The sequence below is a fragment of the Streptomyces sp. HNM0574 genome (assembly GCF_012726235.1).
Lineage (GTDB): Bacteria > Actinomycetota > Actinomycetes > Streptomycetales > Streptomycetaceae > Streptomyces.
The window spans coordinates 403537-419131 of the sequence record NZ_JAASAH010000003.1 but is presented as its reverse complement, the minus strand read 5'-3'; the positions used below and the strand labels follow the sequence as shown (position 1 = coordinate 419131).

Annotated in this window: 12 protein-coding genes; 7 read left to right on the top strand and 5 right to left on the bottom strand. The window is 72.8% G+C overall.

Translation table 11 applies throughout. The features are described 5' to 3' along the window. Nucleotides 1-95: 95 nt before the first annotated feature. Together HCC30_RS08605 and HCC30_RS08600 are read right to left on the bottom strand one after the other, a co-directional pair. Nucleotides 96-1889, bottom strand: a complete 1794-nt coding sequence (locus tag HCC30_RS08605; protein WP_169441725.1) for an ABC transporter substrate-binding protein — start codon at nucleotides 1887-1889, stop codon at nucleotides 96-98. A 137-nt stretch (nucleotides 1890-2026) separates the two neighbouring features. Further along, nucleotides 2027-3064 carry an ABC transporter permease gene (locus tag HCC30_RS08600; RefSeq protein ID WP_169441724.1) on the bottom strand — a complete coding sequence of 346 codons (1038 nt, stop codon included), beginning with the start codon at nucleotides 3062-3064 and terminating at the stop codon, nucleotides 2027-2029. 500 nt (nucleotides 3065-3564) lie between these two features. Here HCC30_RS08600 and HCC30_RS28975 point away from each other — a divergent pair, with 500 nt between their 5' ends. Next, entirely contained in the window at nucleotides 3565-4800 is a 1236-nt protein-coding gene (locus tag HCC30_RS28975; RefSeq protein WP_169441723.1) for a hypothetical protein, read from the top strand. 334 nt (nucleotides 4801-5134) lie between these two features. Here HCC30_RS28975 and HCC30_RS08590 read toward each other — a convergent pair whose 3' ends face one another. Continuing rightward, the gene (locus HCC30_RS08590) at nucleotides 5135-7399 is read right to left on the bottom strand and encodes a prolyl oligopeptidase family serine peptidase (protein WP_169441722.1); all 2265 of its coding nucleotides are present in this window, start codon (nucleotides 7397-7399) and stop codon (nucleotides 5135-5137) included. 223 nt (nucleotides 7400-7622) lie between these two features. On the opposite strand from HCC30_RS08590, the gene HCC30_RS08585 reads away from it, so the two are divergent. The 4 genes from HCC30_RS08585 to HCC30_RS08570 all read left to right on the top strand — a co-directional run bounded on the left by HCC30_RS08585 (nucleotide 7623) and on the right by HCC30_RS08570 (nucleotide 11704). Beyond that, nucleotides 7623-7817 (top strand): DUF2304 family protein, encoded by a 195-nt coding sequence (locus HCC30_RS08585; protein ID WP_169441721.1) that lies wholly within the window; start codon nucleotides 7623-7625, stop codon nucleotides 7815-7817. Nucleotides 7818-7889: 72 nt separating this feature from the next. Beyond that, nucleotides 7890-8891 (top strand): N-acetyl-1-D-myo-inositol-2-amino-2-deoxy-alpha-D-glucopyranoside deacetylase, encoded by a 1002-nt coding sequence (gene mshB / locus HCC30_RS08580; protein WP_169441720.1) that lies wholly within the window; start codon nucleotides 7890-7892, stop codon nucleotides 8889-8891. After that, nucleotides 8888-9340, top strand: coding sequence for a DUF6113 family protein (locus HCC30_RS08575; RefSeq protein WP_169441719.1), 453 nt, complete (start codon nucleotides 8888-8890; stop codon nucleotides 9338-9340). Before mshB ends, HCC30_RS08575 begins: the two co-directional genes overlap by 4 nt. Before the next feature lie 129 nt (nucleotides 9341-9469). Beyond that, nucleotides 9470-11704: a hypothetical protein gene (locus tag HCC30_RS08570; protein ID WP_169441718.1), complete on the top strand. Its 2235-nt coding sequence runs from the start codon at nucleotides 9470-9472 to the stop codon at nucleotides 11702-11704. A gap of 83 nt (nucleotides 11705-11787) precedes the next feature. Here HCC30_RS08570 and HCC30_RS08565 read toward each other — a convergent pair whose 3' ends face one another. Further along, on the bottom strand, nucleotides 11788-12675 hold the full coding sequence (locus HCC30_RS08565) for a transglutaminase-like domain-containing protein (protein ID WP_169441717.1): 888 nt from the start codon (nucleotides 12673-12675) through the stop codon (nucleotides 11788-11790). 5 nt (nucleotides 12676-12680) lie between these two features. Beyond that, on the bottom strand, nucleotides 12681-13715 hold the full coding sequence (locus tag HCC30_RS08560) for a GNAT family N-acetyltransferase (RefSeq protein WP_169441716.1): 1035 nt from the start codon (nucleotides 13713-13715) through the stop codon (nucleotides 12681-12683). A 151-nt stretch (nucleotides 13716-13866) separates the two neighbouring features. On the opposite strand from HCC30_RS08560, the gene fdxA reads away from it, so the two are divergent. After that, nucleotides 13867-14193 (top strand): ferredoxin, encoded by a 327-nt coding sequence (gene fdxA, locus HCC30_RS08555; RefSeq protein WP_169441715.1) that lies wholly within the window; start codon nucleotides 13867-13869, stop codon nucleotides 14191-14193. Nucleotides 14194-14426: 233 nt separating this feature from the next. Continuing rightward, nucleotides 14427-15542, top strand: coding sequence for a succinyldiaminopimelate transaminase (gene dapC, locus HCC30_RS08550; protein WP_169441714.1), 1116 nt, complete (start codon nucleotides 14427-14429; stop codon nucleotides 15540-15542). The last annotated feature ends 53 nt before the right edge of the window (nucleotides 15543-15595 follow it).

The following is a 15595-nucleotide window of genomic DNA, read 5'->3' as shown; positions in this document are numbered from 1 at the left end:
CGGTCAGGGCGCGCGGGCCCGCCCGGCGGGGCGGGCCTGACGTGCTCCGCCGGTCCCGGGGCGGGACGTGCCGCCCCGGGACCGGCGGGCGCCGGCTACTTCTTGACGTACACCTGGGTCGGGTCGATGGCGCTGATGACGTCGTTGAGCACGACCCCGCCGACCTTCGAACCGTGCAGCTGGATCTGCTTGTAGTACATGAGCGGGATCTCGGGCAGGTCCTCCTTGAGGATCTTGTCCGAGAGCTTCATCCACTCGTCGGCGGCCTTGTCCCGGTCGGTCATCTGGGAGATGCGGTCGATCTCCTTGTTGACCTCGGGGTTGTCGTAGTGCGAGTAGTTCGGCGAACCGTCCTGCACCTGGCGGCCGTCCAGGGTCGGCGGGAGGACGGTGCTCGCGCTCGGCCAGTCGGCGCCCCAGGACGCGTGGTACATGTCGTAGTCGTTGTCGACCTTGCCGATCTGGTCGTACCAGGTGTCGGCGATGACGTCCTTCTTCTGGACGTTGAAGCCGGCCTTCTCCAGGTTGTCGGCCGCGGCGACGACGAACTGCTGCCACTCCGGGGCGTTCTGGTAGGCGAAGGTCAGCTTCATGCCGGTCTTGCCGGCCTCCTTCAGCAGCTTCTTCGCCTTCTTGACGTCGCCCTGCGGGTTCTTGATCTTCCCGTACGGGTCGGTCGGCTTGTGGCCCGCGACGGTCGGGCTGATGTAGTTGCCCGCGGGCTCGCCGCCACCGGCGCCGCCGAAGGCGGAGATCAGCGACTGCGAGGGCAGCGCGTACGCGATGGCCTCACGGACCTTCTTGTCCTTCAGCCGGTCCATGTTGAAGGCGACCTTGCCGACGTACGGCTGGTAGCCGGAGACCGAACGCTTCTTGACCTCCGGGTCGTTGCGCACGTTCTGCATGTTGGACGCGTCGACCTGGTTGGTGAAGCTGAACGCCGTCTGGTTCTCCTGGCTGTCGGAGACCAGGCGCTTGGTGGAGTCCTCGAAGGACACCCCGAACTTGATGTTGAAGGCGTCCACGTACTGGTGCCGCACCGGGTCCGTCTCCGGGTCCCACTCGGGGTTGCGGACCAGCCGCATGCTCTTGCCGGACTTGAACGAGGCGATCTTGTACGGCCCCGAGGTCACCGGCTTCTTGTCGTACTTCTGCTTCGTGTCGCCCTTCTCCTGGACGATGCTGTACCCGGCCATGCCCAGCGCGTAGGGCAGGTCCGGGACCGGCTTCTTGAAGTGGAAGACGATGGTGCGGTCGTCCGGGGTCTCCAGGATGTCGTCCGGCAGGTGCTTGCCCTCGTACGGGCCGCCCTTGAGGAGCTTGCGGTAGTCCGTGCCGTTGGTACCGGCCAGCCACTGCTGGATGAAGATCGGGCCCTCGGAGATGAAGTCGGCGAACTGCCGCTCGAAGGTGTGCCGCAGGTCCTTCGAGGTGATGGGCGAGCCGTCCTCCCACTTCACCCCCTTCTTGAGCTTGTACGTCCAGGTCTTGCCGCCGTCGGAGGGCTTGCCGCTGTTCTCGGCCAGGTCGCCGACGACGGTGTAGTGGCCGGAGTCGTCGCGCTTGTAGCTGGTCAGCCGGCGGTGGATGAGGGTCGACATCGAGCCCTCGTCGCTGACGTACATCTGCGCCGGGTCGAGGTGGGCGAAGCTGTCGCGCTGGTACACGGTGAGCTCGCCGCCCTTGCGGGCGCCCTTGACGGCCTTCGCCGGGCCCGTCGACGCCTTGCTGTCACCGAAGTCGTACTCCACCTGCTGGCGCTTGGCGTCGTCCTTGCCGACGTCGCCCTCGCCGCCGCCCCCGCCGCTGCTGCACGCGGTCAGGAGGAGCACTCCCGAGGTCAGCGCCGCGGCGGCGGCGCGGGTTTTGCGCTTCGTCACTGAGCTCATGGTCGTGTAGCACCTGCCTGTCGGTTGTCCGTCGCTGCCTGAGACTCGTGCGGCGCCGGGGTGGCAGCACCCTCGGCTCGTCCTGCCCGTGCGGCCGGTGGCGGGCCGTACGGCCCCTCACCGGCCCGACTCGGCCCTCAGCGGCCCGACTTGGGGTCGAAGGCGTCCCTGACGGAGTCACCGAGCAGGTTGAACGCGACGATGAAGATGACCATCGCGCCGCCGGGGAAGAACATGTAGGTGAGGTCGCTCTGGTAGACCTTCGCGCCGGTCGCGAACATCCGGCCCCAGTCCGGCACCGGCTCCTGCATGCCGACACCCAGGAAGGACAGTCCGGCGATACCGGTCACGAAGTTCGGCAGCATGTACGTCGACTGCACGAGGATCGGCGTGACGACGTTGGGCAGCAGCTCCTTGCGGATGATCCGCCAGGGCGGGGTGCCCGCCACCTTCGCCGCCTCGATGAACTCCCGCTCGCGCAGGGACAGCACCTGTCCGCGCAGCAGCCGCGCCAGCGTCATCCAGCCGAGCAGCCACATCACGTAGACCAGCACACAGGCGCGCAGCCAGGTGGGCATCTCGTCCTGCGGGTCGACGAAGAGGGCCATCACGACGGGGGTGAAGGCGACGAAGAAGAGCTGGTTGGGGAACGACATCATCAGGTCGGTCAGCCGGCCCAGCGCGTAGTCGATCTTCCCGCCGAAGTAGCCGGCGGAGACGCCGATGACGATGGCGGTGAGGACGGACAGCACCGTGATGAGCACGGCGAGCGTCAGCGACGTCCGCATGCCGTAGACGAGCTGCATGAACACGTCCCGGCCCAGGCCCGGTTCGAGGCCGAACCAGAACTCGCCGTCGATGCCCCCGTTGGGCTTGATCGGGTAGCCGTTCGCGTTCAGCAGGCCCGGCTGCGTCTGGCCGTACCGGGTGTACGGGTCCTTGCCGTACAGCCAGGACAGGACCGGGGCGAGCGCCGCGACCAGGAAGAAGAAGAGCACCACACAGGCCGAGATCACGCCCGTGCGGTCACGCTTGAAGCGCGCCCACATCAGCTGGCCGGGTGAGCGGCCCACCAGACCGGCGTCGGTTCCCTTGCCGTCCGGTGCCTTCGGGCCGTCGTCCCCGGGACCCGTCGTGCCGGTCCCGGCTTCCGCAGCCTGGGAAGTACTCGTCATTACGTTGTGCCCCCGCGCTCAAGTCTCGCCGGTACCCGGTTAGTTGGCTTCGGTGCGTGCCGTGGGTTGAGCGGACTTTTGCAAGTGAATAAGTGGGCAGTCAAGAGGTTCCGGAGACGGCGTGCGGACTTCGGGAGCATCTTGAGCGAAGGTTTCGCAGATCGAGGTCAGCGCGTGCTTGACATCGTTCCGGAACAGCGGGCATAGCCGCATAAGTGAGCGTCAAACGCCGTGACATTCCCGCAACGTGGACGCCACGGCACCGATATACGGTGACGGCACCCTGAACTCCGTACGGCCGTGCGGGTGCCGTGGAAGGCCGGGAGCAGCGTCGTCGCCGTGCTCCCGGCCTTCCTATAGTGGAGCGTCGCGGCCCGGAATCGCCTGGCCGCGACGATCGTGAGCCGTTACCGGATCGCTTTGTTGTTCTGCGCCGTACGCGGGCATACGTGGGGACACTCAGGGCAGTGCGGTACCAATCCCCACCCAGGAGCCGGAAGATGGGCCAGGACAGAACTCTCGCGCGGGGCGCGCGCGTCACGGGGGCGGCCGTACTGGCCGTGCTCGCGCTCCTCAGCCTCGGCTGGATCATCCGCGACTTCGCAGAAGCCAAGCATGTGACGGACGTGTGGGGCCTGTGGACGGGACTCCCCGCACGGGCCGACGGCGGGTGGGCCGGCTCGTACCTCGAACCGGCGCTGCTGGTGCTCTACACCGTGAGCGCCGTGACGGCGGCCCGCTCCTCCTCGGCCGCGGGCATCCTCGCCTCGGCCGGCGTGCTCACCCTCGTCCTGCGGCTGCCCTCGCTGTGGCAGCTGAACGCCGAGTGGATCCGCTCCGTCGACGAGACCAGGGACCTCGCCTTCACCTCCGTCCTGGTGGCGCTGGCGCTGGCCCTGGTGCTGCTCGTCGTCGCCGGGGTGGGCCGCAGGCCCGTCGGCGGACCGCCGCAGCCCGGCGCCGTTCCGTACGGGGCGCCCGGGTACGCGCCCGGGGCGTTTCCCGGGCAGGTGCCGCCGGGGTTCGCCGGGGCGGTTCCGCCGCCCGGGGGTCCGCTTCCGGGCGGGGCCGGGCCGCACGGCGGGGCTCCTCTTGAGGCACCGGGGCGGCCCACCGCGGCCGGAGCCCTCGCGGGGGGCCTGGCGCTGGGCGTGACGGCGGCCGTGCTCGCCGCCTGGGAGCTGCACACCTGGATGACCGCGGGCTGGGACGGGTACATCCCGACGCTCGCCGAGGACCACGGCGCGGTCTCGCTGCTCTCCGTGCCGCCGCACTGGTTCAACTGGGCGGTGGTGCTCATATCCCTGGTCGGGGCGCTCGCGACCGTCACGAAGGCAACGTACGCGCGGCCGTTGGGCATGAGCGTCGCCGCGATGTACCTCGCGGGCGGCGTCTTCGGACTCTCCGGCGCGCTCCAGGGCGACCTCGGCGCGCTGGAGACCAGCGGCTGGCTCGCCCTCGCCTCCCTCGCCCTCCAGACCACCACCGGCGTCCTCCTCCTCGTCGTCCTCTCCCGCCAGGAGGCGGGCGACGACGGTCAGTTCGTCCCGGAACTGGTGGTCGAGATGGACGCTCCGGTGCCGGGTGCCGCTCCTGTGCCGGGTCCCGGCCCGGCGGGTGCGGCTCCGGCTTCGCCGGCCGGCCCTGCCCCGGGCTTCGGCCCGCCGCCCCCGGGCCCCGGCTTCGGGCCCCCGCCCGCCGTACCCCCGATGCCGCCGGGGCCGCCGGCCCCATAAGGGGCGCGGGGAACTGCGCGAACGGCCGCGGCGTACGTGGTGGTCCGGTGACGGCGGTTGTGCACCCCGCGCCGGGGTGACGGGCGCTGCGCTTGCCAGCCCTGCGCCTAAGGCGCAGACCTCCCAAGCGGGGTGAGCCCGAGAAGCGCCGCAGGCACAGCGGGGCGGGCCCGCGATCAGGGGCGCGGGGAACTGCGCGAAGACCCGAGCCACAACGCACCCGCACCCCCGCGAAGCACGCACCCCACGAAGCACCCGCGCCCCGCGAAGCACCCGCACCCCGCGAAGCACCCGCACCCCACGAAGCACCCGCCCCCCCCCCGCGACGGAAGGCTTAAACCACCGGCAACGCCCGCCTGAGAAAGGCGGCTTGGAGGTGGAGGAGGTTCTCCGCCACCTGTTCCTGCGGCGTCATGTGCGTGACCCCGGACAACGGCAGCACCTCGTGCGGCCGCCCGGCCGCCAGCAGCGCGCTGGAGAGCCGCAGCGTGTGCGCCGCCGCGACGTTGTCGTCCGCGAGCCCGTGGATCAGCATCAGCGGCCGGTGCGTGTCCGCCGCGTACGAGAGCCCGTCGTCGGTGATCAGCGAGGCCGCCGCGTACGACTCCGGGTCGTCCTCGGGGGTGCCGCAGTACCGCTCGGTGTAGTGGGTGTCGTACAGCCGCCAGTCCGTCACCGGCGCGCCCGCGACGGCCGCGTGGAAGACGTCGGGGCGCCGCAGCACGGCGAGTGCGGCCAGGTAACCGCCGTAGGACCAGCCGCGGATGCCGACGCGTGACAGGTCCAGCGGGTGGTCCTCCGCGAGCGCGTGCAGTGCCTCGACCTGGTCGTCGAGGGTCACCGCCGCCAGGTCGCGCGAGACGGCCTTCTCCCAGCCGGGGGAGCGGCCCGGGGCGCCCCGGCCGTCGGCCACGACCACGGCGAAGCCCTGGTCGGCGAACCACTGCGAACTCAGGTACGCGTTGTGCGCGGCCACCACGCGCTGCCCGTGCGGCCCGCCGTACGGGTCCATCAGCACCGGCAGCGGACCGTCGCCCGCGCGGTACCCGGTGGGCAGCAGGACGGCGGCGGGGATGCGGCGCCGTCCGGCGTGGGTCAGCAGCGGCGCGGTGCCGAGCCCGGGCGTCTCGGCGTGCGAGGGCACCAGGTCGACCGCCGCCCCGGCGCCGTCCGGGCCCGGCCGGTGCACCGTGACGCGGGAGCCGGGCCGGTCCAGGGTCACCGAGGAGAGCAGCAGGACGTCACCGCCGCGTACGCCGGAGGCCACGTGCGGCCCCTCCTCGGCCGCGAGCCGCTCCGGCGCGCCCTCCCCGGCGAGGGGGACGCGGTAGACGCCGATGTCGCCGACGGCCGTGCCGGAGGCACCCGTTCCGGGGGAGGCGGAGAAGAGCACGTCCCGCTCGCCGACGTCGAGGACGGCGCGCACGTGCAGCGCGTCCGTCGTCAACTGCCGCTCCCCGGCGAGCAGTACACGGGCTCCGGAGTCGCCGGTTCCGGTGGCGGCGCCCGGGCGGTCCTCGACGCGTACCAGGGTGCCGTCCGGCGCCCAGGCCGGGACGCCGCCGAACAGCTCCAGCCAGGCCGGGTCCTTCTCGGTGTGCACGACGGACGTCGCCACCGGGCCGGTTCCGCCGAGGTCGAGCGTCAGGTACTGCTGCTCGCGCTGGTCGCGGGTCTGGACGAGCAGCAGCGGCGGCCCGGCGGACGACCAGTGGACGCGCGCCAGGTACGGCCAGCGCGCGCGGTCCCACTCGACGGGGCGGCGCTCGCCGGTGGCGGCGTCGACGAGGTGCAGGCTCACGTCCGCGTTCGCCGTGCCGGCCGCCGGGTAGGCGACCTCGGCCGGTGCGGAGGCGGGGTTGGCCGGGTCGGCGATCCACCAGCGGGTGACGGGGCTGTCGTCGACCCGGGCGACGAGCAGCCGGTCGCTGTCCGGGGACCACCAGTAGCCCCGGGTGCGCGACATTTCCTCCGCCGCGATGAATTCAGCCAATCCGAACGTGACCGTTCCGGGTGAACCGTCCGTATCCAGGGGCGTCTTACCGGTGTGCGCTCCTGCCGGGGGTTCGTCCTCGGGTGCGGCGAGCGCCCGGTCGCCGGTGCCGTCGCTGCCGATCACCCGCAGCGCGCCGCCGGAGACGTACGCGACCCGGCGGCCGTCGGGGGAGGGGCGGGGGTCCACGACCGGTGCGGGCGTGGCCAGTTCGCGTGCGGTGCCCGCGCGCAGCTCCGCCACGAACAGGCGCCCCGAGAGGGCGAACGCGGCGAGTTCGACGGCCGTGTCGGTGGCATATCCGACGATGCCGCCCGAGCCCTCCCTGGTGCGTTCCCTGCGGGCCCGCTCCTCGGCGGACAGCTCCTCCTCGGCGCCGCTGAGCAACGCCCCGGGATCGGCCGCCGGATACTCACGCGGCGGGTGGCCGGATTCGTTCGCCGGGTCGGGAAGTTCCCTGACCCAGAGGAGATTGGCCCGGTCGGTACCGCTGCGCGAACGCAGGAAGACGAGACGGGAACCGTCGGGAGAGATCGTGAAGGCTCGGGGAGCGCCGAGTGTGAATCGTTGGGTGCGGGCGTGCCGGCGGGGGAACGTCGAGGCCATGCGGCCGAGCGTAGACGCTCCGCGGGAGCGGTTCCGGGCTTGGCTGGATGTGAATATGCGCCCCTCCTCTGCTCCCGTGCACCGACTCGTGCCGTCTCACGGATAGTTATGATCCGTTGCGCATGGTGGGAGCTGGGTAAGAAGCCCCGTGGCCGCCGTGCCATGGGGGCCACAGCTGTCCAAATGTCCTTTCCGACTGCGCGTTTCTTGGAGGTGAACCGCCGTGGCACTCTCGATTTCGGCGGTGGTGCTGCTGGCGATCATCGTCTTTCTGCTGGTCAAGAAAGCAGGGCTCAAGGCAGGGCATGCCCTGGTATGCGTGCTGTTGGGCTTCTACCTGGCCAGCTCATCCATCGCCCCCACCATCAGCGAAGTGACCTCGAACGTGGCCGGGATGCTCGGCGATCTCAAGTTCTGAGATCGCGGTCCCTCAAGCCGTGCCGCGGCCGCCGCTCCGGCGGCCGGCGAGTGACGACGTAGGCTCGGGGGCATGAGCACTGCCCCCGGCCGACGACTGCTGCTGGTGCACGCGCACCCGGACGATGAGTCGATCAACAACGGCGCGACCATGGCCAAGTACGCGGCCGAGGGCGTCCACGTCACCCTCGTCACCTGCACCCTGGGTGAGGAGGGCGAGGTGATCCCGCCCGAGCTGTCCCACTTGGCACCGGATGCGCCGGACACGCCGGATGCGCCGGACGTCCCCGACGTCCTGGAGGCGCCGGAGGGGGACGGAATCACCCCCCTCGGGCGGTACCGGAGAGACGAACTGACCGCCGCCATGCGGGAACTCGGCGTCACCGACCACCGACTGCTCGGCGGCGCCGGGCGTTTCCGCGATTCCGGAATGATGGGCGCCGCCACCAACGAGCGGCCCCGCAGCTTCTGGCGCACCCCCGTCGACGAGGCCGCCGCCCCCCTCGTCCAGGTGATCCGCGAGGTGCGCCCCCAGGTGCTCGTCACCTACGACCCCGACGGCGGCTACGGGCACCCGGACCACATCCAGGCGCACCGCGTCGCCATGCGCGCCGTCGAACTCGCCGCCGATCCGGCGTACCCGAGCACCCGGCCGTCCGGTGAAGAGGCGCCGCAGGAGCCGCACACCCTCGGCCGCGTCTACTGGAACTGCGTGCCCCGCGCCGCGCTCGCCCCCGGCTTCGCGCAGCTCGCGCGGGCCGCCGAGGCGGGCACCGGCCCGTTCCCCGGCATCGCCGAACCCACCGACGTACCGGGCCTGGTGGAGAGCGAGGAGACCGTCGACGCCGTGATCGACGGCACCGCGTACGCGGGCGCCAAGGCCGCCGCGATGGCCGCGCACGCCACCCAGGTGAGTGTCGACGGCGCGTTCTTCGCGCTCTCCAACGGACTGGGCCAGCCGCTGGCGGCCACCGAGTACTACCGTGTCGCCGACAGCGGGCCGGGCGGCGCCACCGCCGTCCCCCGGCGCCCCGGCGCCCCGGCCCAGGACCTGTTCGCGGAAGTGGACGCATGAGCAACGCACGTACGGGCGCGGGCGGCAGCCCCGCGGCGCGCACCGGCAGCACCTCCGTCGGGGACTGGCCGCGGCCGGTCCCCGAACGGCGCGGGGCACGCTTCGCGGTCTACGGGCTGCTGGGGGTGCTGGGCCTCCTGGCGGGCGCCGCGGGCGCTTTGCTGCAGAGCGCCTGGTTCCCCGGCGGTCTGGTGCTGTCGCTCGCGGCGGCGGCCGGGCTCTTCTGGGGCGGCGGCAAGCTGTGCCGCACCAAGGTCGGTGCCGTGGCGCCGGGGACGGGATGGGCCCTCGCCGTCTGGTTCCTGACGACCACCAGGCCGGAGGGCGATTTCGTGTTCGGCGCGGGATTGGGATCGTATGTCTTTCTCCTGGGTGGCACCTTCGCGGCTGTGATGTGTGCCACGATCGCGCTGCCCGCGCCTCCGTCCCTGGGACGCAAGTCCCCTTGAGGGGACGTGTGTCGGTGAGGTTCCGTGGCCAGGGGACCTCCTGCCGTCGCCCCAAGTATGGTGGTGCGCGCCGGCGAGCCGTCCGCGGAAAAGCAAGATGGACGGCGAATCCAACCGGGAGTACCTGCATTGAGCCGTGAAACTGACAGTTCGTCCTCCGGGCCCAACGGGCGTGGCGGTTCGTCGTACCCGCCGGGGACCGAGCCGTACGGTCCTTCCGGTACGGCCGGAGAGCCCACTGGGCAGTCCGGTTCACCGGGCCCGGGAGGGGACACAGACAACAGCGCCGAGGAGCGCAAGACCGAGACGACGCTGACGACCCGGATCCGGATCAACATCCCCGGCTCCCGGCCGATTCCGCCCGTCGTGATGCGCACCCCCATGGGCGAGCCCGAGGCACTGCCGTCCTCGGACCGCGAACAGGACCGCCCCGAGGACGGGACGACCGCCGCGGGTCCGGCGACGGACCCCGGGCCCCCCACCTCCAACGGCGTGCCCGCACCGACCGGCGCCCCGGCGTCGAACGGTGTGCCCACGCCCACCGGCGCCCCCGCGTCGAACGGTGCCCCGGCCGTGCCCGGGCCCGCCGCGCCGCGCGAGCCCGAGGGCGCCGCGGCGCCCGGAGAGGGGCCACAGAGCGGGGAGTTCACGCAGGAGACCAGCGACTGGTTCGCCCCGCGCAAGTCCTCGGGCCCGTCCGCCGGTCCCGGCGCCGAGCCCACCGGGCCGCAGACGCCCGACACTTCGGGCCCGGGCCCGCTGGCCGCACCGGGCCTGGCGGACTTCGACGCCCCGGGTGCCGGCCTGGCCGACTTCGACGCGCCCGCCCCGTCCGGTTCCGCCGGCCCCAGCGGCGCGACGACCGGCCCGGCCATGGGTGACATGCCGCTGCCCGGACACCCGGGCGCGGACGACGAGCCCGCCGCGCCGGCCCCCTTCGGCGCCGGCGGCGACGGCCACCGCGAGCCGATCACCCCGGGCGCGGCCGCAGGGCGCCCCGCCGGCTTCCCGGCCCCGGGCACCCCGGCGACCTCCACCGACCCCGGCGCCCCCGCCGGCCCGGGCGCGCCCGGCGGCCTCGGCGGCCCCAAGGGCCCCGACGGCGCCACGGGCCCGCTCGGCGGTCCCGGCGGTCCCAAGGGCCCGGACGTCTCCGGGCCGCCCGCCGGTCTCGGTGCCTCCGCGGGGCTCGGCGCCCCCGGCGGCATCGGCTCGCCGCCCACCCGCAGCGGGCCCGTCGGCCCCTCCTCGGGTGACGACCGCATCGCCGGTGACACCCTCGTCAGCGGCATCCCGCGGGTGCCCTCGACCGAGGCGGCTCCGTCCGCCGCGGGGGCCGGAGCGGGTGAGTCCGTCGCGCGGGACGAGCAGGAGCGGGAGCCCGAGGGCCCGGCCGCCTCCGGCTCGGGCGGCGGCCGGTCGAAGCTGATGCTCGTCGGCGCCGGACTCGTCGGCGTCCTGGGTGTCGCCTACGGCACGGGCCTGCTGCTGGACCACGCGGACGTGCCCAGCGGCACCACCGTGCTCGGCGTGGACATCGGCGGGACGAGCAAGCACCAGGCCGTGAACAAGCTGGACGGGGCGCTGGGCAAGAGCACCACGCAGGCGTTCACCGTCGTCGTCAACGGCGAGAAGGCCCAACTCAAGCCCTCCGTGGCCGGGTTGACGCTGGACACCGAGGCCACCGTGCGGGACGCGGCGGGCCGGGACTACAACCCGGTCACCGTGATCGGCTCCCTCTTCGGCGCCTCCCGCGAGGCCGAACCCGCCATCAAGATCGACGACGAGAAGATGGCCTCGGCGCTGGCGGCGGTCACCCAGCAGACCGGTGGCACCGGCGAACCCCAGGACGGCATGGTCAAGTTCGTCGACGGCAAGGCCGTCGGCGTCCCCGGCAAGCCGCACAAGGGCGTCGACCCGGAGAAGTCCGGCGCGGCCCTGGAGCAGGCGCTCCGCGAGCGTGCCGTCACCGGGAAGAACACGCCGGTGACCCTGCCGGTGACGATGCAGCAGCCGACGGTCGGCGAGCAGGAGATCAACCGGGCGATCGAGGAGTTCGGCCGCCCCGCGATGTCCGGCCTGGTCACGGTCAAGGCGGGCGACGCGTCGATCCAGTTCAGCCCGGAGAAGTCGCTGCCGAAGTTCCTGTCGATGAAGGCGGTCAACGGCTCGCTGGTCGACTCCTACGACCTCCAGGCACTGGAGCAGCTGTACGGGACGACCTTCGACGGCGTACGCATCACCCGCGGCAACGGCACCAAGACGCCGGTCATGCCGCAGGACGTCGTGGTCGCGCTGCGGGAAGCGCTCAAGGAGACGGACCCGGCCAAGCGCGTCCAGGAGATCCCGGTCAACGGGCAGTAACGGCACGCACGGAGGACGGGCCCCGCCGGATCATCCGGCGGGGCCCGTCCCTTCTCCTGCGGTGAACGCCCGTGCGCCCGGCGTCAGTTCAGCCGGGCCCTGGCCGCCCTGGCGGCGCGGCGCACCGCGTCGGCCGAGGACGGCTCCATCGCGGCGATCACGTCCGCGTACGCCTCCATCTCGGCCGCGCCCTCGCGGAACGCGCCGCGCTCCACGAGGAGCTGCGCGTGCTCGTAGCGCAGCCTGGCCGGATGGTGCGGGAGCAGCAGCGACAGCTCCAGCGCCCACAGCCGCACCGCGGACTGCTCGGGCCGCGCCGCCGCCCACGCCTGCACGTTGTTCAGCACCCGCAGCACGATCTCCAGCGGCCCCGCGGGCTCCAGCAGCACCTCGGGGATGCCCTCGCGCTTCCCGGTGGCCCCGGCGACCAGGAGCTCCGCGTCCGCCTCCGTCAGCAGCCGGCCGCCGCCGAAGGGGTCGACGAGCACACCGTCGCCGTGCACGTCACCGAAGCCGACGACGAAGTGGCCCGGCAGCGCCACCCCGTGCACGGGCGCGCCTGCGCGCCGTGCCACCTCGATCCACACCACGGACAGCAGGATCGGCAGCCCGCGCCGCCGCCGCAGCACCGACTGGAGCAGGGACGAGTCCAGCCGCCGGTAGTCGGCGGCCGTCCCGTGGAACCCCTCGCCCTCGCCGAGCAGCCGCTCCAGCGCCCGGGCCCACTGCGCGGGCGTGCGGCCCGGCTCGTAGGGCAACATCCCGGCCAGCCGGTCGAGTTCGACCTGCGCCCGGTCCAGCGAGGACTCGTACGGGGCCTGGTGCGCCGTTGTGCCGTCCTCCGCGTCCTCGCCCGGGACGGCGGAGCTCACGGCGGCCTCGACGCCGATGAGCAGGCACAGCAGCGCCAGGTCGGGGTGGGTGTCGCGGGCGGCCTGCGCGAAGCGCTCCCTGTTGTCTGTGCGATCCATCCGGTTCAGTCCCGAGGTGCGCGGCGGTAGTGGTAGGCGTGATGCGTCGCGAAGCCCAGCCGCTCGTACAGCGCGAGGGCCTCGGTGTTCTCCCGCTCCACCTGGAGACAGGCGGCCGAGGCGCCCTCCTCCAGCGCCCTGCGGGCCAGTTCGCCCATCACGGCGGTCGCCAGCCCGGCCCGGCGGCGCTCCGGCAGCACCTCGACGGCGGCGAACGAGGCCCACCGCCCGTCCACCACACACCGCCCGACGGCCGCCGGCACCGCGCCCTCGGCCGGAACCGTCGCGAACCAGACGGACGGGCCGCCGCTCAGCACCTTCAGCGCGACCTGCGGCGTACGCCCCGTCCGCCGGTACGCGGCGAGCCACCGCTCGTCCGGGGTGCGGGCGAGCTCGACCCGGGGGTCGGGGGCGCGGTCGGCGAGCGGCGCGAGGGCGCCGATCTGCGACAGCGTGTGCTTCTCCGCGCCCCAGCCGCGCTCCTCCAGCGCGGCCGCCAGCATCTCGCCGGAACCGTCGTCCGCCGTCGCGACCTGCATCAGCGGATCGAGGCCCCGCTCGCCGTACCAGCGCACGACGCGTTCCAGCGCGGCGTCCAGGGGTATCCCCGGATCGCCCACGGCGAGCACGGAGTTGGCCCGCGAGGTGAAGCTCTCCGGCCGCGAACCGGGCGTCCCGCCGGGCTCGGCAGCGGCGCGCAGCGTCCACGCGCCGAGCGGCTCGGTCTCGACGGCGGGCCAGCTCCGCGCCGCCGTGCGCCGCAGTTCAGGCACACTGGCAGCAGGGAGGCCGCGCTTCCGCGCGGGTTCGCGCGGAATGACCTTTCCCGCCACAACTGCATCCTCGGCGAGCCGGACCGTCTCTCCGTCGCGACGCGTGACGCTGAGCACGCCCTCCGTCCATGATGTGAGAACTCCCACCGTGTCGGTGAACCGTCCCCCAGGGGCGCCGGACCCGGTCAAAGACCGCACCGATACCCTTTTTCCCACGTCAGACGCGGTGATGCGGACCTTCAGGCGTCCGCCCGTGGTGAATTCCACAGCTCTACCCGCCCCTCCTGTTCGTCTCGTGCCCGGGAACGGAGATACTAGGTGCGGGCATCGACCGCCGTTCGTGCAAAGCAGCGCTCCCGCGCGCCCCGCGGCGGAGCCGGACACCGGTCCGCCAGCCCTAACGAGGAGGAACGACAGCGTGACCTACGTCATCGCGGAGCCTTGTGTCGACCTTAAGGACAAGGCCTGCATCGAGGAGTGCCCGGTCGACTGCATCTACGAGGGCCAGCGGTCCTTGTACATCCACCCGGACGAATGCGTCGACTGCGGGGCCTGTGAGCCGGTCTGCCCGGTGGAAGCCATCTTCTACGAGGATGACACTCCCGAAGAGTGGAAGGACTACTACAAGGCGAACGTCGAGTTCTTCGACGAGCTCGGTTCGCCCGGTGGTGCCAGCAAGCTCGGCCTGATCGAGCGGGACCACCCGTTCATCGCCGCCCTCCCGCCGCAGGAACACGACGAGTGACGCCTCGGCGCTGTGGCGTGTTCGCCTAGCGAGTCCGCGGCCGTGCGCCCCCGGCGTACGGCCGCGGAAGGTGTGGTCCCGCAGAGCACCCCGGCCCGGCCGGTGGGTGCCCTGCGGGGCCACGCTGCATTCCGGGGCGTCCCGGGGTTTCCGGGCGTCACGGAGCGTCCGGGCTCCCCGGGAGCCCACACCGGGTCTCACCCGGGGTGTCACGAGAGAAAGCGAGCCAACCCGTGCCTCCCGTCTCCGACCGCCTCCCGACCTTTCCCTGGGACCGGCTCGAGCCGTACAAGACCGCCGCCGCGGCGCACGCCGGCGGCATCGTGGACCTGTCCGTCGGCACCCCCGTCGACCCCGTTCCCGGCCTGGTCCGGCGCGCGCTCGCCGACGCGGGCGACAGCCCCGGCTATCCGGCGGTCTGGGGCACCGGGGAACTGCGCGACGCGATCACCGGCTGGTGCGAACGCCGCCTCGGCGCCCGGGGGTTGGGGCACGCCAACGTGCTGCCCGTCGTCGGCTCCAAGGAGCTCGTCGCCTGGCTGCCGACCCAGCTCGGCCTCGGCTCCGGCGGCCCCGGCGAGCCCCGCGACAAGGTCGCCTACCCGCGGCTCGCGTACCCGACGTACGAGGTCGGCGCGCGGCTCGCGGGCGCCGAACCGGTCGCGTACGACGTGCCGGAGGAGACCGACCCCGCCGGGCTCAGGCTGCTGTGGCTCAACTCGCCCTCCAACCCCACCGGACGCGTCCTCGGCGCGGACGAGCTGAAGCGGGCCGTGGAGTGGGCGCGGGCGCACGGGGTGCTGCTCGTCAGCGACGAGTGCTACCTCGAACTCGGCTGGGAGACCGACCCGGTCTCCGTCCTCCACCCGGACATCTGCGGCGGCAGCTACGAGGGCATCGTCGCCGTCCACTCCCTCTCCAAGCGCTCCAACCTGGCGGGTTACCGCTCCGCCTTCCTGGTGGGCGACTCCGCCGTGCTCGGCGAGCTGCTCCAGATCCGCAAGCACGGCGGCATGATCGTGCCCGCTCCGGTGCAGGCGGCGACGATCGCGGCGCTCGGCGACTCCGAGCACGTCGAGGAGCAGCGCGCCCGGTACGCGGCACGGCGCTCGGCGCTGCGCACGGCGCTGGAGGCGCGCGGCTTCCGCATCGAGCACAGCGAGGCGTCGCTGTACCTGTGGGCGACGCGGGACGAGCCCTGCTGGGGCACCGTCGCGGACCTGTCGAAGCAGGGCATCCTCGTCGCCCCCGGCGAGTTCTACGGGCCGGCGGGGGAGCGGTTCGTCCGCGTCGCCTTCACGGCGACGGACGAACGCGTCGCCGAGGCGGTCCGCCGCCTGGAGGGCTGAACGCGCCGCTCCGGCCGAACGGGCCGCCTCCGGGCGGCTGTTGGCCGGGGCGC

What these genes read in the sequence shown, in the direction of transcription:
- HCC30_RS08605 (WP_169441725.1), bottom strand. Translation starts at nt 1,889, where the DNA reads ATGAGCTCAGTGACGAAGCGCAAAACCCGCGCCGCCGCCGCGGCGCTG.
- HCC30_RS08600 (WP_169441724.1), bottom strand. Translation starts at nt 3,064, where the DNA reads ATGACGAGTACTTCCCAGGCTGCGGAAGCCGGGACCGGCACGACGGGT.
- HCC30_RS28975 (WP_169441723.1), top strand. Translation starts at nt 3,565, where the DNA reads ATGGGCCAGGACAGAACTCTCGCGCGGGGCGCGCGCGTCACGGGGGCG.
- HCC30_RS08590 (WP_169441722.1), bottom strand. Translation starts at nt 7,399, where the DNA reads ATGGCCTCGACGTTCCCCCGCCGGCACGCCCGCACCCAACGATTCACA.
- mshB (WP_169441720.1), top strand. Translation starts at nt 7,890, where the DNA reads ATGAGCACTGCCCCCGGCCGACGACTGCTGCTGGTGCACGCGCACCCG.
- HCC30_RS08575 (WP_169441719.1), top strand. Translation starts at nt 8,888, where the DNA reads ATGAGCAACGCACGTACGGGCGCGGGCGGCAGCCCCGCGGCGCGCACC.
- HCC30_RS08565 (WP_169441717.1), bottom strand. Translation starts at nt 12,675, where the DNA reads ATGGATCGCACAGACAACAGGGAGCGCTTCGCGCAGGCCGCCCGCGAC.